The sequence below is a fragment of the Solwaraspora sp. WMMA2056 genome, from assembly GCF_030345095.1.
Taxonomy (GTDB): Bacteria; Actinomycetota; Actinomycetes; order Mycobacteriales; family Micromonosporaceae; genus Micromonospora_E.
In genome coordinates this window covers 3,827,162-3,848,884 of record NZ_CP128360.1, presented here as the reverse complement: position 1 = coordinate 3,848,884, position 21,723 = coordinate 3,827,162, and the positions used below count along the sequence as shown (strand labels likewise).

At 71.0% G+C, this 21,723-nt stretch carries 21 protein-coding genes; 6 read left to right on the top strand and 15 right to left on the bottom strand.

The annotated features are described in order from the left end of the window. Window positions 1-8 precede the first annotated feature (8 nt). The 3 genes from O7608_RS17550 to O7608_RS17540 all read left to right on the top strand — a co-directional run bounded on the left by O7608_RS17550 (window position 9) and on the right by O7608_RS17540 (window position 2,639). Window positions 9-731: an ATP-binding cassette domain-containing protein gene (locus tag O7608_RS17550; protein WP_289210933.1), complete on the top strand. Its 723-nt coding sequence runs from the start codon at window positions 9-11 to the stop codon at window positions 729-731. Continuing rightward, entirely contained in the window at window positions 728-2,008 is a 1,281-nt protein-coding gene (locus tag O7608_RS17545) for a hypothetical protein (RefSeq protein ID WP_289205611.1), read from the top strand. Before O7608_RS17550 ends, O7608_RS17545 begins: the two co-directional genes overlap by 4 nt. A 70-nt stretch (window positions 2,009-2,078) precedes the next feature. After that, the gene (locus O7608_RS17540) at window positions 2,079-2,639 is read left to right on the top strand and encodes a hypothetical protein (RefSeq protein WP_289205610.1); all 561 of its coding nucleotides are present in this window, start codon (window positions 2,079-2,081) and stop codon (window positions 2,637-2,639) included. Window positions 2,640-2,648: 9 nt separating this feature from the next. On the opposite strand, the gene O7608_RS17535 is transcribed toward O7608_RS17540, so the two are convergent. Both O7608_RS17535 and O7608_RS17530 read right to left on the bottom strand, forming a co-directional pair. Beyond that, window positions 2,649-2,849 carry a DUF397 domain-containing protein gene (locus O7608_RS17535; RefSeq protein WP_289205609.1) on the bottom strand — a complete coding sequence of 67 codons (201 nt, stop codon included), beginning with the start codon at window positions 2,847-2,849 and terminating at the stop codon, window positions 2,649-2,651. Then, complete coding sequence (locus O7608_RS17530) at window positions 2,846-3,742, bottom strand: helix-turn-helix domain-containing protein (protein ID WP_289205608.1); 897 nt, start codon at window positions 3,740-3,742, stop codon at window positions 2,846-2,848. Before O7608_RS17530 ends, O7608_RS17535 begins: the two co-directional genes overlap by 4 nt. Before the next feature lie 121 nt (window positions 3,743-3,863). Between O7608_RS17530 and O7608_RS17525 the strand changes: the two genes are divergently transcribed. Beyond that, entirely contained in the window at window positions 3,864-4,208 is a 345-nt protein-coding gene (locus O7608_RS17525) for a hypothetical protein (protein ID WP_289205607.1), read from the top strand. Between the two features lie 48 nt (window positions 4,209-4,256). Here O7608_RS17525 and O7608_RS17520 read toward each other — a convergent pair whose 3' ends face one another. From O7608_RS17520 to uvrA, 12 genes are all read right to left on the bottom strand, one after another. Beyond that, window positions 4,257-5,147 (bottom strand): sulfotransferase domain-containing protein, encoded by an 891-nt coding sequence (locus tag O7608_RS17520; RefSeq protein ID WP_289205606.1) that lies wholly within the window; start codon window positions 5,145-5,147, stop codon window positions 4,257-4,259. A gap of 56 nt (window positions 5,148-5,203) precedes the next feature. Further along, entirely contained in the window at window positions 5,204-5,548 is a 345-nt protein-coding gene (locus O7608_RS17515; protein ID WP_289205605.1) for an RNA polymerase-binding protein RbpA, read from the bottom strand. 102 nt (window positions 5,549-5,650) lie between these two features. Beyond that, window positions 5,651-5,911: a preprotein translocase subunit SecG gene (gene secG, locus O7608_RS17510; RefSeq protein ID WP_289210932.1), complete on the bottom strand. Its 261-nt coding sequence runs from the start codon at window positions 5,909-5,911 to the stop codon at window positions 5,651-5,653. A gap of 154 nt (window positions 5,912-6,065) precedes the next feature. After that, on the bottom strand, window positions 6,066-6,830 hold the full coding sequence (tpiA, locus tag O7608_RS17505; protein WP_289210931.1) for a triose-phosphate isomerase: 765 nt from the start codon (window positions 6,828-6,830) through the stop codon (window positions 6,066-6,068). Window positions 6,831-6,865: 35 nt separating this feature from the next. Continuing rightward, window positions 6,866-8,071, bottom strand: coding sequence for a phosphoglycerate kinase (locus O7608_RS17500; RefSeq protein WP_289205604.1), 1,206 nt, complete (start codon window positions 8,069-8,071; stop codon window positions 6,866-6,868). Next, window positions 8,068-9,072 (bottom strand): type I glyceraldehyde-3-phosphate dehydrogenase, encoded by a 1,005-nt coding sequence (gene gap, locus O7608_RS17495; RefSeq protein ID WP_289205603.1) that lies wholly within the window; start codon window positions 9,070-9,072, stop codon window positions 8,068-8,070. Before gap ends, O7608_RS17500 begins: the two co-directional genes overlap by 4 nt. 261 nt (window positions 9,073-9,333) lie before the next feature. Beyond that, window positions 9,334-10,314 (bottom strand): DNA-binding protein WhiA, encoded by a 981-nt coding sequence (gene whiA, locus O7608_RS17490; protein WP_289205602.1) that lies wholly within the window; start codon window positions 10,312-10,314, stop codon window positions 9,334-9,336. A 53-nt stretch (window positions 10,315-10,367) separates the two neighbouring features. Next, a complete protein-coding gene (locus O7608_RS17485) occupies window positions 10,368-11,372 on the bottom strand; it encodes a gluconeogenesis factor YvcK family protein (RefSeq protein WP_289205601.1) in 1,005 nt (334 codons plus the stop codon). After that, on the bottom strand, window positions 11,369-12,268 hold the full coding sequence (gene rapZ / locus O7608_RS17480; RefSeq protein ID WP_289210930.1) for an RNase adapter RapZ: 900 nt from the start codon (window positions 12,266-12,268) through the stop codon (window positions 11,369-11,371). Before rapZ ends, O7608_RS17485 begins: the two co-directional genes overlap by 4 nt. A gap of 113 nt (window positions 12,269-12,381) precedes the next feature. Then, window positions 12,382-14,352 carry an excinuclease ABC subunit UvrC gene (gene uvrC / locus O7608_RS17475; protein WP_289205600.1) on the bottom strand — a complete coding sequence of 657 codons (1,971 nt, stop codon included), beginning with the start codon at window positions 14,350-14,352 and terminating at the stop codon, window positions 12,382-12,384. Between the two features lie 145 nt (window positions 14,353-14,497). Next, on the bottom strand, window positions 14,498-15,004 hold the full coding sequence (locus tag O7608_RS17470; RefSeq protein WP_289205599.1) for a Rieske (2Fe-2S) protein: 507 nt from the start codon (window positions 15,002-15,004) through the stop codon (window positions 14,498-14,500). 147 nt (window positions 15,005-15,151) lie between these two features. Continuing rightward, on the bottom strand, window positions 15,152-18,136 hold the full coding sequence (gene uvrA, locus O7608_RS17465) for an excinuclease ABC subunit UvrA (RefSeq protein WP_289205598.1): 2,985 nt from the start codon (window positions 18,134-18,136) through the stop codon (window positions 15,152-15,154). Window positions 18,137-18,607: 471 nt separating this feature from the next. Here uvrA and O7608_RS17460 point away from each other — a divergent pair, with 471 nt between their 5' ends. Further along, the gene (locus O7608_RS17460) at window positions 18,608-19,690 is read left to right on the top strand and encodes an LCP family protein (RefSeq protein ID WP_289205597.1); all 1,083 of its coding nucleotides are present in this window, start codon (window positions 18,608-18,610) and stop codon (window positions 19,688-19,690) included. Window positions 19,691-19,755: 65 nt separating this feature from the next. Here O7608_RS17460 and rsgA read toward each other — a convergent pair whose 3' ends face one another. Further along, window positions 19,756-20,823, bottom strand: coding sequence for a ribosome small subunit-dependent GTPase A (gene rsgA / locus O7608_RS17455; RefSeq protein WP_289205596.1), 1,068 nt, complete (start codon window positions 20,821-20,823; stop codon window positions 19,756-19,758). A gap of 211 nt (window positions 20,824-21,034) precedes the next feature. Between rsgA and O7608_RS17450 the strand changes: the two genes are divergently transcribed. Continuing rightward, the gene (locus O7608_RS17450; protein WP_289205595.1) at window positions 21,035-21,688 is read left to right on the top strand and encodes an MBL fold metallo-hydrolase; all 654 of its coding nucleotides are present in this window, start codon (window positions 21,035-21,037) and stop codon (window positions 21,686-21,688) included. The last annotated feature ends 35 nt before the right edge of the window (window positions 21,689-21,723 follow it).

The following is a 21,723-nucleotide window of genomic DNA, read 5'->3' as shown; positions in this document are numbered from 1 at the left end:
AAGTACGGCTGCCCTACTATGGGAAGTCGACCATCATCGACAACCTCAGCGTCACACTGCAGCCCGGGATCACCGCGCTGTTGGGCCCCAACGGCGCGGGGAAGACAACCTTGCTGCGGACGCTGGCAACCGTCATGCCACCACGCAACGGCCGAATCCACATCGACGACGTCGAGATCGACGACGAGCGGTCGGCCCGCAAGATCAGGGACCGCATCGGCTATCTACCGCAGGACTTCGGGTTCGACCCGCTGATGAAGGTCGTCGACTTTGTGACCTACGCGGCCTGGATGCGTGGGGTGCCGGCGGGCCAGTGGCGGCAAGCGGTCGACGAGACGTTGAAGATGGTCGACCTGGCTGACCGACGCCGCTCGAGGATGCGCAGTCTCTCCGGCGGCATGCGCCAGCGCGCCGGCATCGCCTGGGCGATCGTCGGACGTCCGCGGGTGGTGCTGCTCGACGAGCCCACCGTCGGCCTGGACCCACGCCAACGACTCCAGTTCCGCAAGATCATCGCAGAGTTACGGGACACGGTGGTGGTGCTCAGCACCCACCTCATCGACGATGTCGCGGCGGTCTGCGACCGGGTGATCGTGATGCACGGTGGATCGGCACAGTTCGACGGTTCGGTGGCCGAGTTGTCGGCGCTGGGCCACGACGGGCTCCCGGGGCACTCCCCGCTGGAGCGGGCCTACATGCATCTACTGCCCGAAGGAGAGCGAAGCCTGTGAGCGGGCTGTGGTTGCACGTCCGGAACTCTCCGGTCCGGTGGGCGTTGCCAGTGTTCGTCGCCATCGAACTGGCGGTGCTGTTCCTCCGCAACCGCCACTGGATCGGCGTCTGGCCGGAGACCGGCGCGGCAGCGCTGGCTCCCGCGTACCTGCTCGGTGTGGTCGGTGCCGGTGCGGCGGCGTGGGCAGCGAGCGCGCCGAAGCGACACCGGATCGTGGAGCAGCTGACGGCCTCGCGCTTTCATCCGGCCCGGCTGGAGGCGAACCGGCTGGGCGCTACTGTCGTCGTCCTGTTGGTTCCGTACCTGGTCGGTCAGGCCGTCGCCTTCATGATCACGGCTCGGACGTTTCCACCCGGCGTGCATCTTTGGTTGGGCTACGCCCTCCTGGGAATCTTCGTGATTCTGGCCTCGACCGCACTGGGCTGGGCGTGCGGGAAGTTGCTCGGCTCGATGTTCGCCGCGCTGACGGCGGCACTGGGATTCCTGTTTCTGACCGCGTTTCTCGACCGGTTCGGATTCGTCGTCATCTCCGGCCGGCCGGAGATGACGGTCGACCCGGGAGCACTCACCCTACGGCTGGCGTCGGTCATCGTCCTGCTGCTGATGCTGCTCTGCCTACCGGCTTCCCATGCGCTGCGACGGCGGAGGACCCTGCTGCTGGTCCCTGCGGTGTTACCGCTCGTCGTGGCCCTGGTCGCCACAGATGCGGTGACCGACCGGAAGCAACCAGGAGAAGACGTGGCGTGCGTCGAAGGCACGACCACCTTGTGCATCTGGCCGGAGCACGAGAAGTACCTTCCCCAGCTGCGGGAGGTAAGCGCGCGGATCGATCTGCTGCCGGAAAGCTTCGTCCGCCCGCCACGCATCAATCAGGCCGGTATACAGAAAGCCTGGATTCGCTTGCCCGACGGGCAGTGGCACCTCAGCTACAATGGAGCACCGCCGATTTTCTACATTTTCGAGGGAAGTTCGTGGTCCTTCTCAGGCGACATCGGTACGGCGATAGTTTCCTCGACTTTCAAGTTTGATTCCTGCGACTGGAACGATCTGAGCCCGCCCGACCGGAGGCAATTCGAGGCGCTTGGAGCCTGGCTGGAGGCGTATCTGGCCGGGGAGAGCAGCCCGGACTACCAGACCAACGCACCTGCGGACAGGCAGGAAGCCTGGTCGGATGGACGCGAGATCGCCAACGGCGACTCCCTGTCCGATCAGTTTCGATGGGCGGACGAAGAGGTGAAGTACATTCATGGGCACTACTGCCAGCCGGGACGTTGAGGTACCCACAGTCGCCGTACCGGTCAGGCTGTTTCTTTCGGTTCGGCCGGCACGTACCGTCCTCGCCGGCATGGTCCTGCTGGGTGCGCTCGTGACCTGGTTCGGCATGGTCGAGGCACCGCTACCTCAGGCGGCCGAACACGACACGGCGTTCGTCCCAATGTGGCGGCTGCTCGTCATGGGTGCCGCTGTCCTGCCGGTCATCGGGCTGGCTAGTCCCCTCGCGGGCCTGGAGCTGGCAGCCACCCGACGGCTACGGTCCATGCAGCGGTTCTACCTCGCCGGGTTGGGCACCGGATCCGCAGTGATTTTCCTGGGCATCTCCGCACTGACCACGCCGCCGGCCGTCGTTGCGGTCATGGCGCGGGGGTGGATCGCCTGGTTCGGCCTGGCGCTGCTCGCCGGAGCGGTCCTCGGCTGGCGGCTGGCCTGGACGCTGCCCTCGGTCGTCGCCGTCGTCCTGTGGTACTGGGGGTTCGGCGGCAACGATCAGTACCGGTGGTGGGAGTTCAGCGCCCGGCCGTACGACGATGTGCCCAGCCTCGTGCTCAGCGCCGCGCTGTTGGGTGCCGGGCTGGCCGCCTACACCGCGACTCCGTGGCGCAGGCGGCGGTTGATGTTCTGGCGATAGCCGCAGACGCTACGAGCCCGGCGCGGCGGTCTTGAGGGTGGTGAGGAAGCCGGTCCAGGCGGCCGGGTCGAAGGCGAGCGCCGGGCCGCTGACGTCCTTGGAGTCGCGTACGCCGATGGTGTCGGCACCGAGGCGGACCTCGACGCAGGCGGCGTTGTCGGAGCTGCGGGAGGACTTGAACCAGCCGTCTGCCGGGGCGTGCTCGGTCATTCCATCTCCTGGGCGACCTGGCGGATCAGGGCGAGGGACTCCTCGGAGTTTAGCGCCCGTTCCAGCGTCTCACCGAAGGTGATTGTGTAGTCGGCGACCCGGCTCGACTGGTCGATGATGTCGCTGGAGGTCAGCACCTCCTGCCAGACCAGGTCCGGCACCCGGGCCGACGGGAACGACAGGATCTGGAACGGCCCGCCGAGCGCCGGGTAGGCACCGGCCGAGAACGGGACGATGTGCACCCGGATCTGCTCCGGGTGCCGGGTCATCAGGTCGGCCAGGTGGTCGAGCTGGGCACGCATCACTTCGGGGCCGCCGACCTGCTGGCGGATGGTGCTCTCGCCGAAGATCGCGGTGACGCGCAGCGGTGGGTCCTCAGTGAGCCGGCGTTGCCGGGCCATCCGCACCTCGACACGCTGCTCGGTCTCGGTGAGCCGGACGTAGGTGTTGCCACCGCGCAGGATCGCGCGGGCGTACGCCTCGGTCTGCAACAGGCCGTGGACGATCTCGTTCTGGTAGGTGCGGACGTGGTCGGCACCGGCCTCGTAGCCGAGGAAGCGCAGGAACTCGGCCGGGAAGAGCTGCTTGTACGTGTGCCACCAGGCGCGGGCCATCGCGCCGACCCGCAGCGCTTCCAGCTCGGTCGCCTCCTGGTCGTCGATCTCGTAGATCTTGACGAGCTGGGCGAGCCGGTCAGCCGGGAGTTTGACCTTGCCGATCTCCACTCCGGAGACGTACGCCTGGGTGATGCCGCTGCTGCGGCCGACGCCGACGGCGGTCATGCCCAGCTCCTCGCGGCGCTCGCGTAGCCGGATGCCGAGCTCCATGGCCTGCACGGTGGGCGACATGGCGGGGTTGGCGGGTGCCTTGCGGGTCCTCGGTGCACGTGCCATCGGTGGCCTCCCTCGCGATTGGATGGTGACCACGACATCACACCAGGCGATCATGAACAACACAAGGGGTTGATATAAGCAAGTTTTAGCGCGATGCTTCGTTCACCGCAGCATCCGAACAATGATCATGGAGGACACAGTGGCCGGACAACTGGCGTGGGTGGACGGTGAGCAGCGCGAACGGTACGGATTCTCGCTGTGCCGGGTGGTCGACCCCGGTGGCGCCGACGAACGTTACGACCTGCTCGGCGTCATCGAGGTGCCGTACGACGAGCGCCACCCCGACCGCGTCGCCGACCAGCTCCACCCGTGGGCGGTCGCCACCCTGCGGGCCGGCGGGTACGGCTTCGGCCACTACCTCGCCGAGCTGACCGGCCTCGACAGCAACGGCGAACCGTGGCACCACATCCGCAACGCGCCCATCAGCTGGTCCGGCACGACCGTACTGGTGCCGGCCGCCGACTGACCGCCGTCGACCCGGCGACGGCCAGCAGCGGCTGTCAACCTGCGGCTGTCACTGCGACGCGTCGAGCGCGCGGAGCGACTCCTCCCGGCTCGGGTAGCCACAGCGTGCGACGAGGTCGCCGGTGGCCGCTACGAAGGCGTCGTGGATGTCGTCGTCGAAGTGGTTGAGCCAGTCCCCCGCTTTGCCCTTGCGGTAGTGGGCGGTCGGGCCGGCCTCGCGGCGCTTCTTCCGCATCCGGGAGAAGCCGTGCCGGTCGAGCAGCGCGGTCAGCTCGGCCGGGGGGATGGTGATGCCGCAGTGCCGCAGCAGCTGATCGAACTCGTCCGCCTGCCGCTCGCCGACGAGGTCCTCGTAGCGGAACAGCGCAACGGTCTCCGCGCTCGGCGCGACCACCCACGAATGCATGGCGGAGAAGAGGTTCACCTTCGTCAGGTGGTCGATGACGTACAGCAGGCCTTCCTTGGCGGGCAGCTCCTGCAGGACCTTGCGGTGCAGCAGGACGTCGCCCATCGGGGTGTGGGAGCTGCGCAGCGAGAAGTAGCTCGACACGACGACGTCACGCGGGTCCCGCAGGATGAAGAACGCCCGGTACTTCTCGGGCTTGGGCAGGTCGTCGAACCCGTAGCGGGAGATGAACAGCGAGGAAACGATCCGGCCGGTGGGAACGGCGTTCGGGTAGCGCCGTCGGCTGATTCGCTGGTCGAACGGCAACAACCCCGAATAGCGGTAGACCACTGGGTCGCTGAGTAGCGACTTCACCCACTGGCTGGCAGTCTTGCGCACCGTGCAGTGGTACACGTTGTCGTATTCGCAGCGGGCGGCCACCGGGACCGTGAGACGACTTTTCGCGTTCTGCGTCTCCAGCATGGCCCACCGCGCGGCCACCCGCACCGAATCGGGCGTGTGATGCTTGGCGTACGTCAAGGTCTGGTTGATCAACGTGGTGTCCCCTGGTCCGCGCCGAGGCAGGAAAACTCAGCAGGAGCGTACCGTGATCAGCGTTCGCCCCGGCGGGCGCGGACCGCCGCGAGTGCCTCGGCGAGGATGGCCTCACCGTCGGCCTCGCTGCGGCGCTCCTTGACGTACGCCAGGTGCGACTTGTACGGCTCGGTTCGCGGCCGGGCCGGCGGGTTCTGCTGGTCCTGCCCGGCGGGCAGGCCGCAGCGCGGGCACTCCCAGGTCTCCGGGGTGGCCGCGTCCACCGCAAGGCTGATCTGCACCGCGTGGTCGTTGGCGCACCAGTAGGTCGTCTGCCGCCGGGGTGCGGGCTGGGCCCGCTCGGTCGGCCGGGCCGGGCTGGCACCGATCCGGCTGCCCCGGATCGTGTGGGCACTCGCCATGAGGTCGCTCCTGTCGTCGGAAGGGGGGTGGAGCGGATGCGACAAAGAAAGCGCGACCCGTATCAACGGGCCGCGCGAAATCTTACGACGGGCAGCGACGAATCACACACCCGTGGCCATCGCGACCTTGAGCCACAGGCCCAGGCCGACGATGCAGGCGAACCACACGATGCCGGCCAGTACGGTGTACCGGTCGAGGTTCTTCTCGGCCACCGACGACCCGGCGAGGCTGGTACTCACGCCACCGCCGAACATGCTCGACATGCCGCCGCCCTTGCCCTTGTGCAGCAGGATCAGCATGGTGAGCATCACGCTCGTGATCACCAGCAACACGATCAATACGTAGGCGAACTCGATCGGCATGGTAGCGGTCAGTCCTCTCATGACGGTCGCCGTGGTCCCGGGGGACGAACCAGGCGAGCCCGTGCGGCGGCGGAGCACGGGCTCACCAAGGATAGCGGGCCGCGTACCCGGGTGCCGACCGGCTCCGGGGCCGACATGCCCCGGAGCCGACCGGTCAACGCTTCACGTGCTCCGGAAACCGGACGATCTGGGCGAACTCCTCGGCGTCCAGGCTGGCTCCGCCGATCAGTGCGCCGTCGACGTCGACCTCGGCCATGATCGCGGCGATGTTCGCCGCCTTGACCGAGCCGCCGTACAGGATCCGGGTCTGGTCGGCGGTGGCCTGGTCGTACGACTCGGCCAGCCGGGCCCGGATCGCGCCGCAGACCTCCTGGGCGTCCGCCGGGGTGGCGGTCTTGCCGGTGCCGATGGCCCAGACCGGCTCGTACGCGATGACGACCTTGACCACCTGCTCGGCGGTCAACCCGGCCAGCGCGGCGTCGACCTGGTCGCGGCAGTGCGCGACGTGGCCGCCGGCCTCCCGCACGTCCAGTCCTTCGCCGACGCACAGGATCGGGGTGATCCCGTTGGCCAGCGCGGCGGCCACCTTGGCCTTGACCACCGCGTCGTCCTCGTTGTGGTAGGCCCGCCGCTCCGAGTGGCCGACGGTGACGTACTGGCAGCCCAGCTTCGCCAGCATCGCCCCGGAGATGTCACCGGTGTAGGCACCACCGGCGTACGGCGACAGGTCCTGGGCGCCGTAGCCGATCACCAGCTTGTCGCCGTCGATCAGCGTCTGCACGCTGCGCAGCGCGGTGAACGGCGGCAGCACCGCCACCTCGACGTCGGTCAGCTGCTGCTCGTTCAGGCTGAACGCCAGCTTCTGGACCAGCGCGATGGCTTCCAGGTGGTTGAGGTTCATCTTCCAGTTGCCGGCCATCAGCGGCCGGCGGGCAACGGTCTCAGGCACTGCTCTCACTTCTCCAGGGCGGCGATGCCGGGAAGGGTCTTGCCCTCCAGGTACTCCAGCGAGGCGCCCCCGCCGGTCGAGATGTGCCCGAAGGCGGACTCGTCGAGGCCGAGGGTGCGCACCGCGGCCGCCGAGTCGCCGCCGCCGACGACGGTGAAGCCGTCGACCTTGGTGATCGCCTCGGCGACACCCCGGGTACCGGCGGCGAACGGTGCCAGCTCGAACACGCCCATCGGGCCGTTCCAGAAGACCGTGTGCGCCCCGGCCAGGGCTTCGGCGAAGGCGGCGACGCTGCGCGGGCCGATGTCCAGGCCGAGCCGGTCGGCCGGGATCGCGGCGGCGTCGACCACGTCGTGGTCGGCGGCGGCGGCGAACGCGGTGGCGGCCACCACGTCGACCGGCAGCACGATCTTGCCGGCGGCCCGCTCCAGCAGGTCACGGCAGGTGTCGACCATCTCGGTCTCCAGCAGCGACCTACCGACCTCGTGGCCCTGGGCCTTGAGGAAGGTGAAGCACATGCCACCGCCGACCAGCAGCTTGTCGACGGTCGGCAGCAGCGCCTCGATCACGGCGAGCTTGTCGGAGACCTTCGAGCCGCCGAGCACCACCACGTACGGCCGCTCCGGCGCGCCGGTCAGCTTGCCGAGCACCTCGACCTCACGGTGCACCAGCAGGCCGGCGACGTGCGGCAGCCGCGCCGGTACGTCGTACACGCTGGCGTGCTTGCGGTGCACGGCGCCGAACGCGTCGTCGACGTACGCGTCGGCGAACGCCGCCAACTGGTCGGCGAAGGCACCCCGCTCGTCGGCGTCCTTGCTGGTCTCCCCCGGGTTGAACCGCAGGTTCTCCAGCAGCGCGACCTGGCCGCCGGTCAAACCGGCGACGGTGGCCTGCGCCGAGTCGCCGACGGTGTCGGTGGCGAACGCGACCGGCGTTCCGAGCAGCTCGCCGAGGCGGGCGGCGACCGGCGCCAGGGTGTACTTCGGGTCCGGGGCGCCCTTGGGCCGGCCCAGGTGGGAACAGACCACCACAGCCGCGCCGGCGTCGCGCAGCGCGGTCAGGGTGGGCAGCACCGCCCGGATCCGGCCGTCGTCGGCGATGACCCCCGGGTTGTCCTTCTCGAAGGGGACGTTCAGGTCGGCGCGCAGCAGCACGCGCCGACCCGACACACCCTCGGCGAGAAGATCGTCGAGAGTGGCTACCTGGCTCACAGGGACGCGCCCACCAGCTTGACCAGGTCCACCAGCCGGTTGGAGTAGCCCCACTCGTTGTCGTACCAGCCGACGACCTTGACCTGGTCGCCGATCACCTTGGTCAGGCCGGAGTCGAAGATGCACGACGCCGGGTCGGTGACGATGTCGGCCGACACGATCGGGTCCTCGGTGTAGGTGAGGATGCCGGCGAGGGGGCCCTGCGCGGCGGCCTTGACCGCGGCGTTGACCTCTTCGACGGTGGTCTCCCGGCCGACGGTGACGGTCAGGTCGGTGGCCGAGCCGGTCGGGATCGGCACCCGCAGCGCGTAGCCGTCCAGCTTGCCCTTGAGCTCCGGCAGCACCAGGCCGATCGCCTTGGCCGCACCGGTCGAGGTCGGCACGATGTTCAGCGCGGCGGCGCGGGCCCGACGCAGGTCGGAGTGCGGGCCGTCCTGCAGGTTCTGGTCCTGGGTGTACGCGTGGATCGTGGTCATCAGACCACGCTCGATGCCGAACGTGTCCTGCAGCACCTTGGCCATCGGGGCGAGGCAGTTGGTGGTGCAGGAGGCGTTCGAGATGATCGTGTGCTTGGCCGGGTCGTACTGGTCGTCGTTGACGCCGAGCACGACGGTGAAGTCCTCGTTCTTGGCCGGAGCCGAGATGATGACCTTCTTGGCGCCGCCGTCGACGTGCGCCTTGGCCTTGGTGGCGTCGGTGAAGAAGCCGGTGGACTCGATCACCACGTCGGCGCCGAGGTCGCCCCAGGGCAGCTTGGCCGGGTCCCGCTCGGCGAGCGCCTTGATGGTGTGGCCGCCGACGGTGATCTCGTCACCGCTGGCCTTCACCTCGTACGGCAGCCGGCCCAGGATGCTGTCGTACTTGAGCAGGTGCGCGGTGGTCGCGGTGTCGCCCAGGTCGTTGAAGGCGACGATCTGGATGTCCGCGCCGGAGGCGAGGACCGCCCGCGTGAAGTTACGGCCGATACGGCCGAAGCCGTTGATGCCAACCCGGATGGTCACAGGTCCCATCTCCTTGCTTCTCGCCCGCCCGGGCAGGAGCCGGACGGATTGGTGTGCGCCGACCGCGTGGCGGGCCGGGCGCCGATCAGATGATCCGGCCGGTCACGCCGCAGCCGTACGCGGCTCGGGCGGGACACCCGAGGCGGTGGTCGCGGCGGGAGAGCCGGGTGCCGGCCCCGTCGCCGTACACTGCGACCCTATCCGAGAAGCCCGTGCCGCGTTGCGCCGGGGCGTCCCGTCACCCGGTTTCACAACAGGTGTTCACCCGACGAGCATCTCCGCCGTCACCGCATCCTCGGTGTCCGGAATGCCCAGGTCGCGGGCCCGCTTGTCGGCCAGGGCGAGCAGCCGCCGGATCCGCCCGGCGATCGCGTCCTTGGTCAGCGGCGGATCGGCCAGCGCCCCCAGCTCCTCCAGCGACGCCTGGCGGTGCTCCAGACGCAGCCGCCCGGCCGAGGTCAGGTGCCGGGGCGCGTCGTCGGCGAGGATCTCCAACGCCCGGGTGACCCGGGCGGCGGCGGCGACCGCCGCCCGCGCCGAGCGGCGCAGGTTGGCGTCGTCGAAGTTGGCCAGCCGGTTCGCGGTGGCCCGCACCTCCCGGCGTACCCGCCGCTCCTCCCAGGCCAGCACGCTGGCGTGCGCGCCGACCCGGGTGAGCAGCGCGGCGATCGCGTCACCGTCCTTGACCACGACCCGGTCGACCCCGCGCACCTCGCGGGCCTTGGCGGTGATGCCGAGCCGGCGGGCCGCGCCGACCAGCGCCAACGCCGACTCCGGACCCGGGCAGGTGATCTCCAAGGCGCTGGAGCGGCCCGGCTCGGTCAGCGAGCCGTGCGACATGAACGCCCCCCGCCAGGCCGACACCGCACAGCAGACGTTGGCCGAGACCAGGTGCGGCGGCAGGCCACGGACCGGGCGGCCCCGCACGTCGAGCAGCCCGGTCTGGCGGGCCAACGCCTCACCGTCCTTGACCACCCGGATGATGTAGTGGTTGCCCTTGCGCAGCCCACTGGGGCTCAGGACGTGGATCTCACTCGGGTAGCCGTACACGTCGGCCACCTCGCGCCGCAGCCGGCGGGCGACGGAGTTGGTGTCCAGCTCGGCTTCGACGACGACCCGGCCGGCGACGATGTGCAGCCCGCCGGAGAACCGCAGCAGCGCCGCCATCTCGGCGCGGCGGCAACACGGCTTGGGTACGTCGACCCGGCTGAGCTCGTCCTTGACGGCAGCGGTCATCGCCATAGTCATTCACCTCACGGGGGCCGGGTTGACGGCGGGTACCGATACGTACGTGCTTAACGAGCGGAGCCCAGGACAGGCACCAGGGCGGCACCCAACGCGACCGGATCGTGCCGGGGGCTGCCGTCGGCGACCGCCAGCGGGGCGAGCGTCAAACGCGCACCCAGCGATTCTGCCGCACGGGCCACCGGGTCGGGATCGCCCACCGCCACGCCGTCGGCGAGGACGGTGTCGACCCGCAGCTGTGGCAGGTACCAGCTGAGCGCCGCCAGGTGGTCGGCGACCGACAACCCGAGGGTCTCCTTCTCGGCGGCCAGGTTCAGGGTGACCAGGCGACGGGCCGGGCTGGCCACGATCGCCGCCGCCAGATCCGGCACCAGCAGGTGCGGAATGACGCTGGTGTACCAGCTGCCCGGACCGAAGATCAGCCAGTCGGCGGCCTCGACCGCCGCGATCGCCGGCCGGCAGGCGGTCGGCGTCTTGGGCAGCAGCCGCACCGATTCCACCCGGCCCCGGGTCACCGCCACCGCGTGCTGGCCCCGGACGGTGACCACCTCGGTGGGTCGGCGGGGATCACCGCCGCGCACGTCGGCCTCGATCGCCACCGGGTCGCAGGACATCGGCAGCACCCGCCCGGTGGCACCGAGCAGCCGGCCGACGTGGTCGAGGGCCGCAACCGGGTCGCCGAGCAGCTCCATCAGGCCGCAGAGCACCAGGTTGCCGACGGCGTGCCCGGTGAGCGGATCGACGCGCTCACCCGGCGCCTCGCCCGGCACCGGCACGAACTCGCCCGGCACCGGCACGAACCGGTGCTGGAACAGCTCGGCGGTCAACTGTTCGGCGGGGTCCGGCCCCGCCAGGGCGGCCAGCGCCTGCCGCAGGTCGCCGGGGGGCAGGGCCCCCCGGTCGGCCCGGAGCCGGCCACTGGATCCGCCGTCGTCACCGACGGTCACCACAGCGGTCACGGCCAGGTCCAGGCCGGCGGCGGCGTGCCGCAGGCCACGCAGCGAGGCGGCCAGCCCGTGCCCGCCGCCGAAGGCCACCACCCGCAGTGCGGTCACTCGCGCCCCAGGTCGCGGTGTTGCGCGTTGACCGACAGCCGGGCCTGACGCAGCCGTACGGCGAGTTCCTCGGCGATCGCCACGCTGCGGTGCTTGCCGCCGGTGCAGCCGACGGCGACGGTCAGGTACCGCTTGCCCTCGCGTTCGAACCCGGCGGTGGTGGCGTTGATCAGCTCGGCGTAGTTGCGGACGAAGTCGTCGGCACCGGCCTGGCTGAGCACGTACCCGCTGACCGAGGCCTCCCGGCCGGTGTACTCGCGCAGCTCCGGCACCCAGTACGGGTTGGGCAGGAACCGCGCGTCGATGACGAAGTCGGCGTCCGGCGGCAGGCCGTACTTGAACCCGAAGGACAGCACGGTGACCCGCAGCCGGCGGGCGTCCTCGCCGGCGAACAGCTCCTCGACCCGCCGGCGCAGCTGGTTCTCGTTGAGGTGCGAGGTGTCGATGATCACGTCGGCCTGGTCGCGTGCCTCGGCGAGCAGCTCCCGCTCGGCGGCGATCCCGTCGGCCAGCCGCCCGTCGCCCTGCAACGGATGGGACCGCCGGACGCTTTCGAACCGGCGGATCAGCACGTCGGCGGCTGCGTCGACGAAGACCACCCGGGGCTGGTAGCCGCGCTCCTTCAGGGCCCGGATCGCCCCGGCGAGGTCGGTGGAGAACGCCCGGCTGCGCACGTCGAGCACCATGGCGGTCCGCCGGGCCGCGCCACCGGCGCGCATCGCCAGCTCGGCCATGTCCAGCAGCAGAGCCTGTGGCAGGTTGTCCACCACGTAGTAGCCGACGTTCTCCAGCGCACGGGCGACGGTGGACCGGCCGCCGCCGGACACCCCGGTCACCACCACCAGCCGGGCCTCGTTCTGCTCGGCGCCCGGTGCGGCCGGCTCGCCGTCGTGCACGGCGCTGCCGGCCAGGTCGTCGCCCGGGCTCAGGCTGTTCTGCCTCACGGTCCTCCTGCCTGCGGGTGCGCCGCGCGCCAGCTGCGCGGCGGTCGACACCACGGATAGGGATTCTACGGGCGATCCGCGCCGCTATCCGGCGACCCGGCGAGCGCAGCGATGATCGTCTCCGCGGTCCGCCGGCCGATCCCGGGGACTTCGGTGATCTCCTCGACGGTCGCGGCCGCGAGTCGCCGTACCGACCCGAAGTGGCGCAGCAGCGCCTTGCGGCGCACCTCGCCGAGCCCGGGGACCTGGTCCAGGCCGGAGGCGACCATCCGCTTGGACCGCCGCTGCCGGTGGTAGCTGATCGCGAACCGGTGCGCCTCGTCGCGGATGCGTTGCAGCAGGTAGAGCCCTTCGGAGGTACGGGGCAGGATCACCGGGTAGTCGTCGCCGGGCAGCCACACCTCCTCGAGGCGTTTGGCCAGCCCGCACAGCGCCACGTCGTCGATGCCGAGGTCGGCCAGGACCGTCGCGGCGGCCTGCACCTGTGGGGCGCCGCCGTCGACCACGATCAACTGCGGGGGGTACGCGAACCGGCGCGGCCGGCCGGTCTGCGGATCCACCGCCGGGGCGGTCGCCTCCAGCGCGGTCTCCGCCGGGTCCGGCGTACCGTCCGCCTGTTCCTGCCCGGCGGCCGCCTGTTCCGTTGGGGCGCGGTGGCGGGCGAACCGGCGCCGCAGCACCTCGCTCATCGCCGACAGGTCGTCGGTCGCGCCCCGGACCGCGAACCGGCGGTACTCCGCCTTGCGCGGCAGGCCGTCCTCGAAGACCACCAGGCTGGCGACGACGTCGGTGCCCTGGATCTGCGACACGTCGAAACACTCGATGCGCAGCGGCGCGGCGGCCAGCCCGAGCGCCTCGGCGATCTCCTCCAACGCCTGGCCCCGGGTGGTCAGGTCGCTGGCCCGACGCAGCTTGTGCCGGGTCAGCGACTCCCCCGCGTTACGGGCGACGGTCTCCATCAGCGCCCGCTTGTCGCCGCGTTGCGGCACCCGCAGGGTGACCCGGCTGCCCCGGCGCGCGGTCAACCAGTCGGCGAGCGCCGGGGCGTCCGCCGGCAGCTCGGGCACCAGCAGCTCCCGGGGTACGTCGGTCTCACCCTGCTCCGGGCCGTACACCTGGGTGCAGAAGTGGTGCACCAGGTCGGCGGTGGTCAGCTCCTCGACCTTCTCCACCACCCAGCCACGCTGACCGCGCACCCGGCCGCCCCGGACGTGGAACACCTGAACGGCGGCTTCGAGCGGATCCTCGGCGAAGGCCACCACGTCGGCGTCGGTGCCGTCACCGAGCACCACGGTCTGTTTCTCCATGGCCTTGCGCAGCGCGGCGACGTCGTCGCGCAGCCGGGCGGCCCGCTCGAACTCCAGGGCGTCGGAGGCGTCACGCATCTCGCGTTCCAGCCGGCGCACCATCGTGTCGGTCCGGCCCGCCATGAAGTCGCAGAAATCCTCGACGATCGCCCGGTGCCCGGCGGCGTCGATCCGCCCGACGCACGGGGCCGCGCACTTGCCGATGTCACCCAGCAGGCAGGGCCGCCCGACGTGGCCGGCCTGTTTGAAGACCCCGGCCGAGCAGGTCCGGGCGGGAAAGACCCGCAGCAGCAGGTCGAGGGTCTCGCGGATCGCCCAGGCGTGCGAGTACGGGCCGAAGTAGCGCACCCCTTTGCGCTTGGCGCCGCGCATCACCTGCAGCCGGGGGAACTCCTCGTCGAGCGTCACCGCCAGGTAGGGGTAGGACTTGTCGTCGCGGTAGCGGACGTTGAACCGGGGGTCGTACTCCTTGATCCAGAGGTACTCCAGTTGGAGTGCCTCGACCTCGCTGCCGACGGTGACCCAGTCGACCGACGCCGCGGTGGTGACCATCTGCTGAGTGCGCTGATGCAGCTGCCACAGGTCGCCGAAGTAGGAGTTGAGCCGGCTGCGCAGGCTCTTGGCCTTGCCGACGTAGATCACCCGGCCGGTCGGGTCGCGGAACCGGTAGACCCCGGGGGCGTCCGGGATCGTGCCCGGGGCGGGACGGTAGCTGGACGGATCTGGCATCGCCGTGAAGGGTAGTCCAGACCTGTGACAGTACGGAGCGCCCACGACCGCCCGGTGCCGCACGCACCGGGCGACCGTGGGCCGTCTGGGTTGGTCGCGGCGACCACCCGGGCCTGCCCCGGTGGTCGCCGCGCGGGCGGGTGCGTCAGGCCACGGTGAGGCTGTCGCCGTCGACGGTGACCGTCTTCTCCTCCAGCGGAGAGGGGGCCGGGCCGGAGACGACGGATCCGTCCTCGATGGAGAAGCTGCTGAAGTGGCAGGTGCAGTTGATGGTGCCGCCGTCGAGGTTGGCCACCGGGCAGCCCTGGTGGGTGCAGATGTTGCTGAACGCCTTGAACTCGCCCTCGGCGGGCTGGGTCACCACGGCGCCCTGATCGGCCAGGATCACGCCGCCACCGACCGGGACCTCGCTGGTGCTCAGGCCCGCGCCGCCGGAACCGGTGTCCGTGCCGCCGGTCTCCGTACCGCCGGTCTCCGTGCCGCTGGTGGAGTCGCCGCCGGCCGGAGCGTTGGTGGCGCCGTTACCCAGGGTGTCGTCGTCGCCGGTGCCACATGCGGCCAGTGCGACGGTCGCGCCGACCCCACCGGCGCCGATCAGCAGCGCGCGACGGCTGGTCGGGGCGGCGGCGGTCGTCGTCTGGTGCTCAGTCATGCGGATAGCCCTCCTCATTGGTTGCCACGGCTGGTCGTCCGCGGCCACGCCAGTAGACACGGTGACGCGTCACGAACGGTTCATCCCGATATGACGGTAGGGCCATGATTCAGGAAAAGACGTCGACACCGCTGTACGGACGCTGTGTCAATGCTGTACACCCGCTTCGACCGCACGCCGCGCCCCGGCGCCACGCTTCGCCCTGGTCGACGTGCCGGCCGCGCGACCGGTCGCACCGTTGGCCTTGGCGGCGCGGGCGGCGGCGACGGCCGACCCGCCGGCGGCACCGGTGAGCCCGAGGACCGGGCGCAGGAACGCCCCGGTGTGACTCTCCGCCACCTCGGCGACTTCCTCCGGCCGGCCGGTGGCCACCACGGTGCCGCCCCGGTGCCCGCCCTCCGGCCCCATGTCGATCAGCCAGTCCGCGGTCTTGATCACATCGAGGTTGTGCTCGATGACGACCACGGTGTTGCCCTTGTCGACCAGGCCGGCCAGCACCGTCAGCAGCTTGCGGATGTCCTCGAAGTGCAGCCCGGTGGTCGGCTCGTCGAGGACGTAGACCGTCCGCCCGGTCGACCGCTTCTGCAGCTCGGAGGCGAGCTTGACCCGCTGGGCCTCACCGCCGGACAGCGTCGGCGCCGGCTGGCCGAGTCGCACGTAGCCCAGCCCGACGTCGACCAGGGTCTTCAGGTGTCGGTGGATCGCCGGGATGGCCTCGAAGAACTCTGCGGCCTCCTCGATCGGCATCTGCAGGATCTCGGCGATGGTGCGGCCCTTGTAGTGCACCTCGAGGGTCTCCCGGTTGTACCGGTCGCCCTTGCAGACCTCGCACGGCACGTAGACGTCCGGCAGGAAGTTCATCTCGATCTTGATGGTGCCGTCGCCGGAGCAGGACTCGCACCGGCCACCCTTGACGTTGAACGAGAACCGCCCCGGCCCGTAGCCGCGCACCTTCGCCTCGGTGGTCTCGGCGAACAGTCGGCGGATGTGGTCGAACACCCCGGTGTACGTCGCCGGGTTCGACCGGGGGGTGCGCCCGATCGGCGACTGGTCGACCCCGACGACCTTGTCCACGTGCTCGAGCCCGCTGATCCGGGTGTGCCGGCCCGGCACCAGCCGGGCGTTGTTGATCTGGTTGGCCAGCACGGTGTAGAGGATGTCGTTGACCAGGGTCGACTTGCCCGAGCCGCTGACCCCGGTCACCGCGATGAGCTGGCCGAGCGGGAACGGCACGGTCAGGTTGCGCAGGTTGTGCTCCCGCGCGCCGTGCACCACCAGCTCCCGTCCGGCGGTGACCGGCCGCCGGCTGGCCGGCACCGGGATGGCCCTACGACCGGACAGGTACGCCCCGGTCAGCGACTCGTCGCTGGTCAGCAGCTCGTCGACCGGGCCGCTGTGCACGATCCGACCGCCGTGCTCACCGGCGCCGGGCCCGATGTCGACGATCCAGTCGGCGGTGCGGATGGTGTCCTCGTCGTGCTCGACGACGATCAGCGTGTTGCCCAGGCCCCGCAGCCGGACCAGGGTCTCGATCAGCCGGTGGTTGTCCCGCTGGTGCAGGCCGATCGACGGCTCGTCGAGCACGTACAGCACTCCGACCAGGCCGGAGCCGATCTGAGTGGCGAGCCGGATCCGCTGCGCCTCGCCGCCGGAGAGGGTGCCGGCGGCCCGGTCCAGCGACAGGTAGTCCAGGCCGACGTCGACCAGGAACCGCAGCCGGGCGTTGATCTCCTTGAGGACCCGCTCGGCGATCAGCTTCTGCCGGTCGGTCAGGGTCAGCCCGGCCAGCAGGTCGGCGCAGTCACCGACCGACAGCGCGGTCACCTCGGCGATGTTGCGCCCGGCGACGGTGACGGCCAGCACCTCGGGCTTGAGCCGGGCCCCGCCGCAGGAACCGCAGGGCACGTCGCGCATGTAGCCCTCGTACTTGTCCCGGGACCACTCCGACTCGGTGTCGGTGTGCCGGCGCTCGATCCACTGCACCACGCCCTCGAAGCCGGTGTAGTAGGAGCGCTCCCGTCCGTACTTGTTGCGGTAGCGCACGTGCACCTGGTCCTCGGAGCCGTACAGGATGGTCTTCTGCACCCTGCTGGGCAGCTTGCGCCACGGGGTGTCCAGGTCGAAGTGCTCGGCCTCGCCGAGGGCGGCGAGCAACCGGGCGAAGTACTCCTGGGTCTGCCCGCCGGCCCACGGCGCGATCGCGCCGTCGCGCAGGGTGCGCTCCTCGTCCGGGACGACCAGCTCGGCGTCGACCTCCTTCTTGGTGCCCAGCCCGACGCACTCCGGGCAGGCACCGTACGGGGCGTTGAAGGAGAAGACCCGTGGCTCCAGGTCCTCGATCGCCAACGGGTGGTCGTTGGGGCAGGCCAGGTGCTCCGAGTAGCGGCGTTCCCGGCCCGGGTCGCCCTCGGCGAGGTCGACGAAGTCGAGCAGCACGATCCCGCCGGCCAGGCCCAGCGCCGACTCCACCGAGTCGGTCAGCCGGCGGCGGGCACCCGGCTTGACGGTCAGCCGGTCGACGACCACCTCGATGGTGTGCTTCTCCTGCTTCTTCAACTTCGGCGGCTCGGTCAGCGGGTGCACCACACCGTCGACCCGGGCCCGGGCGTACCCCTTGGCCTGCAGGTCGGCGAAGAGGTCGACGTACTCGCCCTTGCGGCCGCGCACCACCGGCGCGAGCACCATGAACCGGGTGCCCTCGGGCATGGCCAGGACCCGGTCGACGATCTGCTGCGGGGTCTGCCGGGAGATCCGCTCGCCACAGACCGGGCAGTGCGGCTCGCCGACCCGGGCGAAGAGCAACCGCAGGTAGTCGTAGACCTCGGTGATCGTGCCGACGGTCGACCGGGGGTTGCGGGAGGTCGACTTCTGGTCGATCGAGACCGCCGGCGACAACCCTTCGATGAAGTCGACGTCCGGTTTGTCCATCTGACCGAGGAACTGCCGGGCGTACGACGACAGCGACTCCACGTACCGCCGCTGCCCTTCGGCGAAGATGGTGTCGAAGGCGAGGCTGGACTTTCCCGAGCCGGACAGGCCGGTGAACACGATCAGCGCGTCACGGGGCAGGTCGAGACTGACGTCGCGAAGGTTGTGCTCGCGCGCGCCACGGATGATCAATCGGTCGGCCACGGTCCGCCTGCTCCTGTGAAGAGGTATGCGTGTCAGGTCCGGCCGGCTGTGCCGTGCGGTGCACGGCAGCACGACCGAGGGTGTGCTGAGCGGTTCTACTTGAGCGGGTGGTGCGCGGATCGCCGGGGCTCCAGGGGCGCCGGGGCCCGGTCGACACGTCGCACGCCAGCGGCAACTGTAGCCCCGGGGTCCGACAAGTTCGTCCGACGCGCCTGGTCCCCCGATCGGGGGACGGCCCGGTTGGTCGGCGGAATCCCGCCCCACCGGCCGCAACAACCGGCATACTCCACATATTGGTCAAGTCACCTTTGACCTCGCGTGGAGTCGGGGGTTCCTCCACGCGTCAGCGGGCCGGCCCGTCCGATCGGGGGGTGGGACGGGTCGGCCCCTCCCCCGTACCGGGCCGGACCAGCAAGGATCAGCCGAGCCGACAGTGTCGACGGGACCGATCGCGACGTACCGTCTGATTCCATGCCGTCACCGGTCGCGAACAGCGACGACCCGCCCGCCGTGCCGCCCACGGCCGCCGATGCACCGGCCCCGGACGCCGCACCGGCCCCGCCGCCGCGACCCCGGCGCGGGCTGCGCTGGCTGCGCCTGACCGCGCTGATCCTCGGGCTGTCGCTGCTGCTGGTGATCGGCGGTACGGCGACCGCCGGCTGGCTCTACGCCCGCTCGGTCGAGTCACGGGTCGACAAGGTGGAGATCTTCGACACGCTGCCCGAGGCGCAGCGGCCGGTGAAGGCCGTGGAGCAGGCCCGCAACTTCCTGATCGTCGGCAGTGACTCCCGTGACCCGGAGACGGTCGGCTCCCGCACCGACACCATCATCCTGGCCCACCTGCCGGCGCAGCGCGACAGCGTGCAGCTGGTCTCGATCCCCCGGGACACCTGGGTCACCGTGCCGGACCCCGACGGCACCGGCGACGGCCGGGAAGACAAGATCAATTCCGCGTACGCCACCGGCGGCACGCCGCTGCTGGTGCAGACCGTGGAGGCGTTCACCGGTGTCCGCATCGACCACGTCGTGCTGATCGACTTCGGCGGCTTCGCCGAGATCATCGACGCGGTCGGCGGCATCGACCTCGCCGTCGACGAGCCGTTCACCTCGGTCCACCCGCCGTACCGGCAGTTCACCCCCGGTCTGCAGCACATGGACGGGCAGACGGCCCTGGACTACGCCCGCCAGCGCAAGCAGTTCGCCGACGGCGACTTCACCCGGATGCGCCACCAGCAGGAGATCATCGCGGCGGTACTGGACCAGGCACGCGGCAGTGGCCTGCTCACCGACCCCGGCCGACTGAACGACTTCCTGCGGGCCACCGCCGACGCGGTCAGCGTGGACGAGGCCACCTCGGTGTTCGACACGATCTGGGCGCTACGCCAGCTGCGCAGCGCCGACCTGACCATGCTCACGTCGCCGTCGTCGGGCACCGGGCAGCGGGCCGGGCAGAGCGTCGTGTTCCCCGACGACGAGGTGGCCGCATCCCTGTACGCAGCGGTCCGTGCCGACACCGTCGACGACTGGCTGCGCGAACACCCGACCGGCGGCTGACCGCCGGGCCGGCAGCTCACCAGGTGGTGAACTGCCGGCCCGGCGACCCGGGCCGGCCGGGTGGCTCAGGCCGGCCGGTGTCGTCCCCGGTGCTCCTTGGTGATCCGCTTCCACTTGGCCCGTTCGGCGGCGGCCAACCGGGCGTCCCGGCGACGCATCTCGTAGGCCACCTCCCGCTGCAGCCGCTGCCAGCTCTCCCAGCGACGTACCGGCAGCTCGCCGGAGTCCAACGCGGCCCGTACCGCGCAGCCCGGCTCGGTGCCGTGCCCGCAGTCGGCGAACCGGCACGCCGTGGCCAGCTGCGCGACGTCGGCGAAGGCCTCGTCCAGGCCGTCGGCGGCGTCCAGCAGGCCCACCGCACGCACCCCCGGGGTGTCCAGCACCGCGCCACCGCCAGGAATCGGAATCAACGCCCGGTACGTGGTGGTGTGCCGGCCCTTGCCGTCGACCCGACGAATCTGCTGGGTGCCCATCACCTCGGCCCCGGCGAGCGCGTTGACCAGGGTCGACTTGCCGGCACCGGACGGGCCGAGCAGGCCGAGGGTGCGCCCGGCGGCCACGTACGGACGGACCTGCGCCAGCCCGTCGCCGCGTTGCGCGCTCACCGCGATCACCGGCACCCCCGGTGCCACGGCGGCCAGCGACCCGGCCACCGCCGCCGGGTCGGCGGCGGCGTCGCACTTGGTGAGCAGCACCACCGGTGCGGCGCCGGACTCCCAGGCAAGGGCGAGAAACCGTTCGACCCGGCCCACGTCGGGGGCCGGATGCATCGGTTCGACGACCGCCGCGGTGTCGATGTTGGCGGCCAGGACCTGGCCGGAGGAGTCCTTCCCGGCGGTACGCCGGACCAGCGTGGTCCGCCGGGGCAGCACCCGTTGCGCGGTGATCCGCTGGTCCGGCCACCGCCGCACGGTCACCCAGTCCCCGGCGCAGGGCAGCGCCACCGGATCGGCGGCCGCCGCGGTCAGGACGGCACCGGCGATGCTCGCGCGCACCGGGCCGTCAGCGGTCAGTACGGTGCACACGCCCCGGTCCACCCGGGTGACCCGGCCCGGGCGGTCACCGGCGTCGACAGTGGTCAGGGCACGGTCGTAGGAGGCGTCCCAACCGAGGGACGCGAGGTCGAACGTCATGGGGAACCCTTGTCAGGTCGAGGGGCACCGGCCGGCCGGGACGGCCGGTCGGCACCGGAGGAAAGGACGGGCGGGCGTACCGCAGCGCACGGGCACGGTCGCCATCACCTCCTTCCCACGAGTTCTGCCTGACGCGTCGGAGCAACGGTAACCTTCACCCGGCAGCCCGGGAAACCCAATTCCGCCGGGCCACGACCAGCAGGAGGTTGCGGTGTCCTACTCGGGAGACGTCACCGTCGGCGGACCGCCGGACACCCGGGAGCTGAGCACCCTGACCATCACCAAGGTCGCGGTCGGCCCGATGGACAACAACGCGTACCTGCTGCGCTGCCGGCGGACCGGCGAGCAGCTGCTGATCGACGCGGCCAACGAGGCACCCCGGCTGCTGGAGCTGGCCGGCGCGGCGGGCCTCGCCACCGTGGTCACCACGCACCAGCACATGGACCACTGGGTGGCCCTGGAGGAAGTGGTCACCGCGACCGGCGCTGCCTCGCTGGCCCACCCGGCCGACGCCGACGGCCTGCCGCTGGTCACCGCCACCGTCGCCGACGGCGACCGGATCACCGTCGGCGACGGCGAGTTGGAGGTCGTCCACCTGGTCGGGCACACCCCCGGCTCGATCGCCCTGCTGCACCGCGATCCCGATGGTGTCCCGCACCTTTTCACCGGTGATGCCTTGTTCCCTGGCGGGGTCGGCAACACCCGTGGCGACCAGCGCGACTTCGCCGCCCTGCTCGACGACGTCGAGCACAAGCTGTTCGACCGGCTGCCCGACGACACCTGGTTCTACCCCGGGCACGGCAAGGATTCCACTCTCGGTGCCGAACGCCCGGCGCTGCCGACCTGGCGGGCCCGCGGCTGGTGAGTGCCCCGCCCGGCGGCCGGACCGTCGGGCGGGAC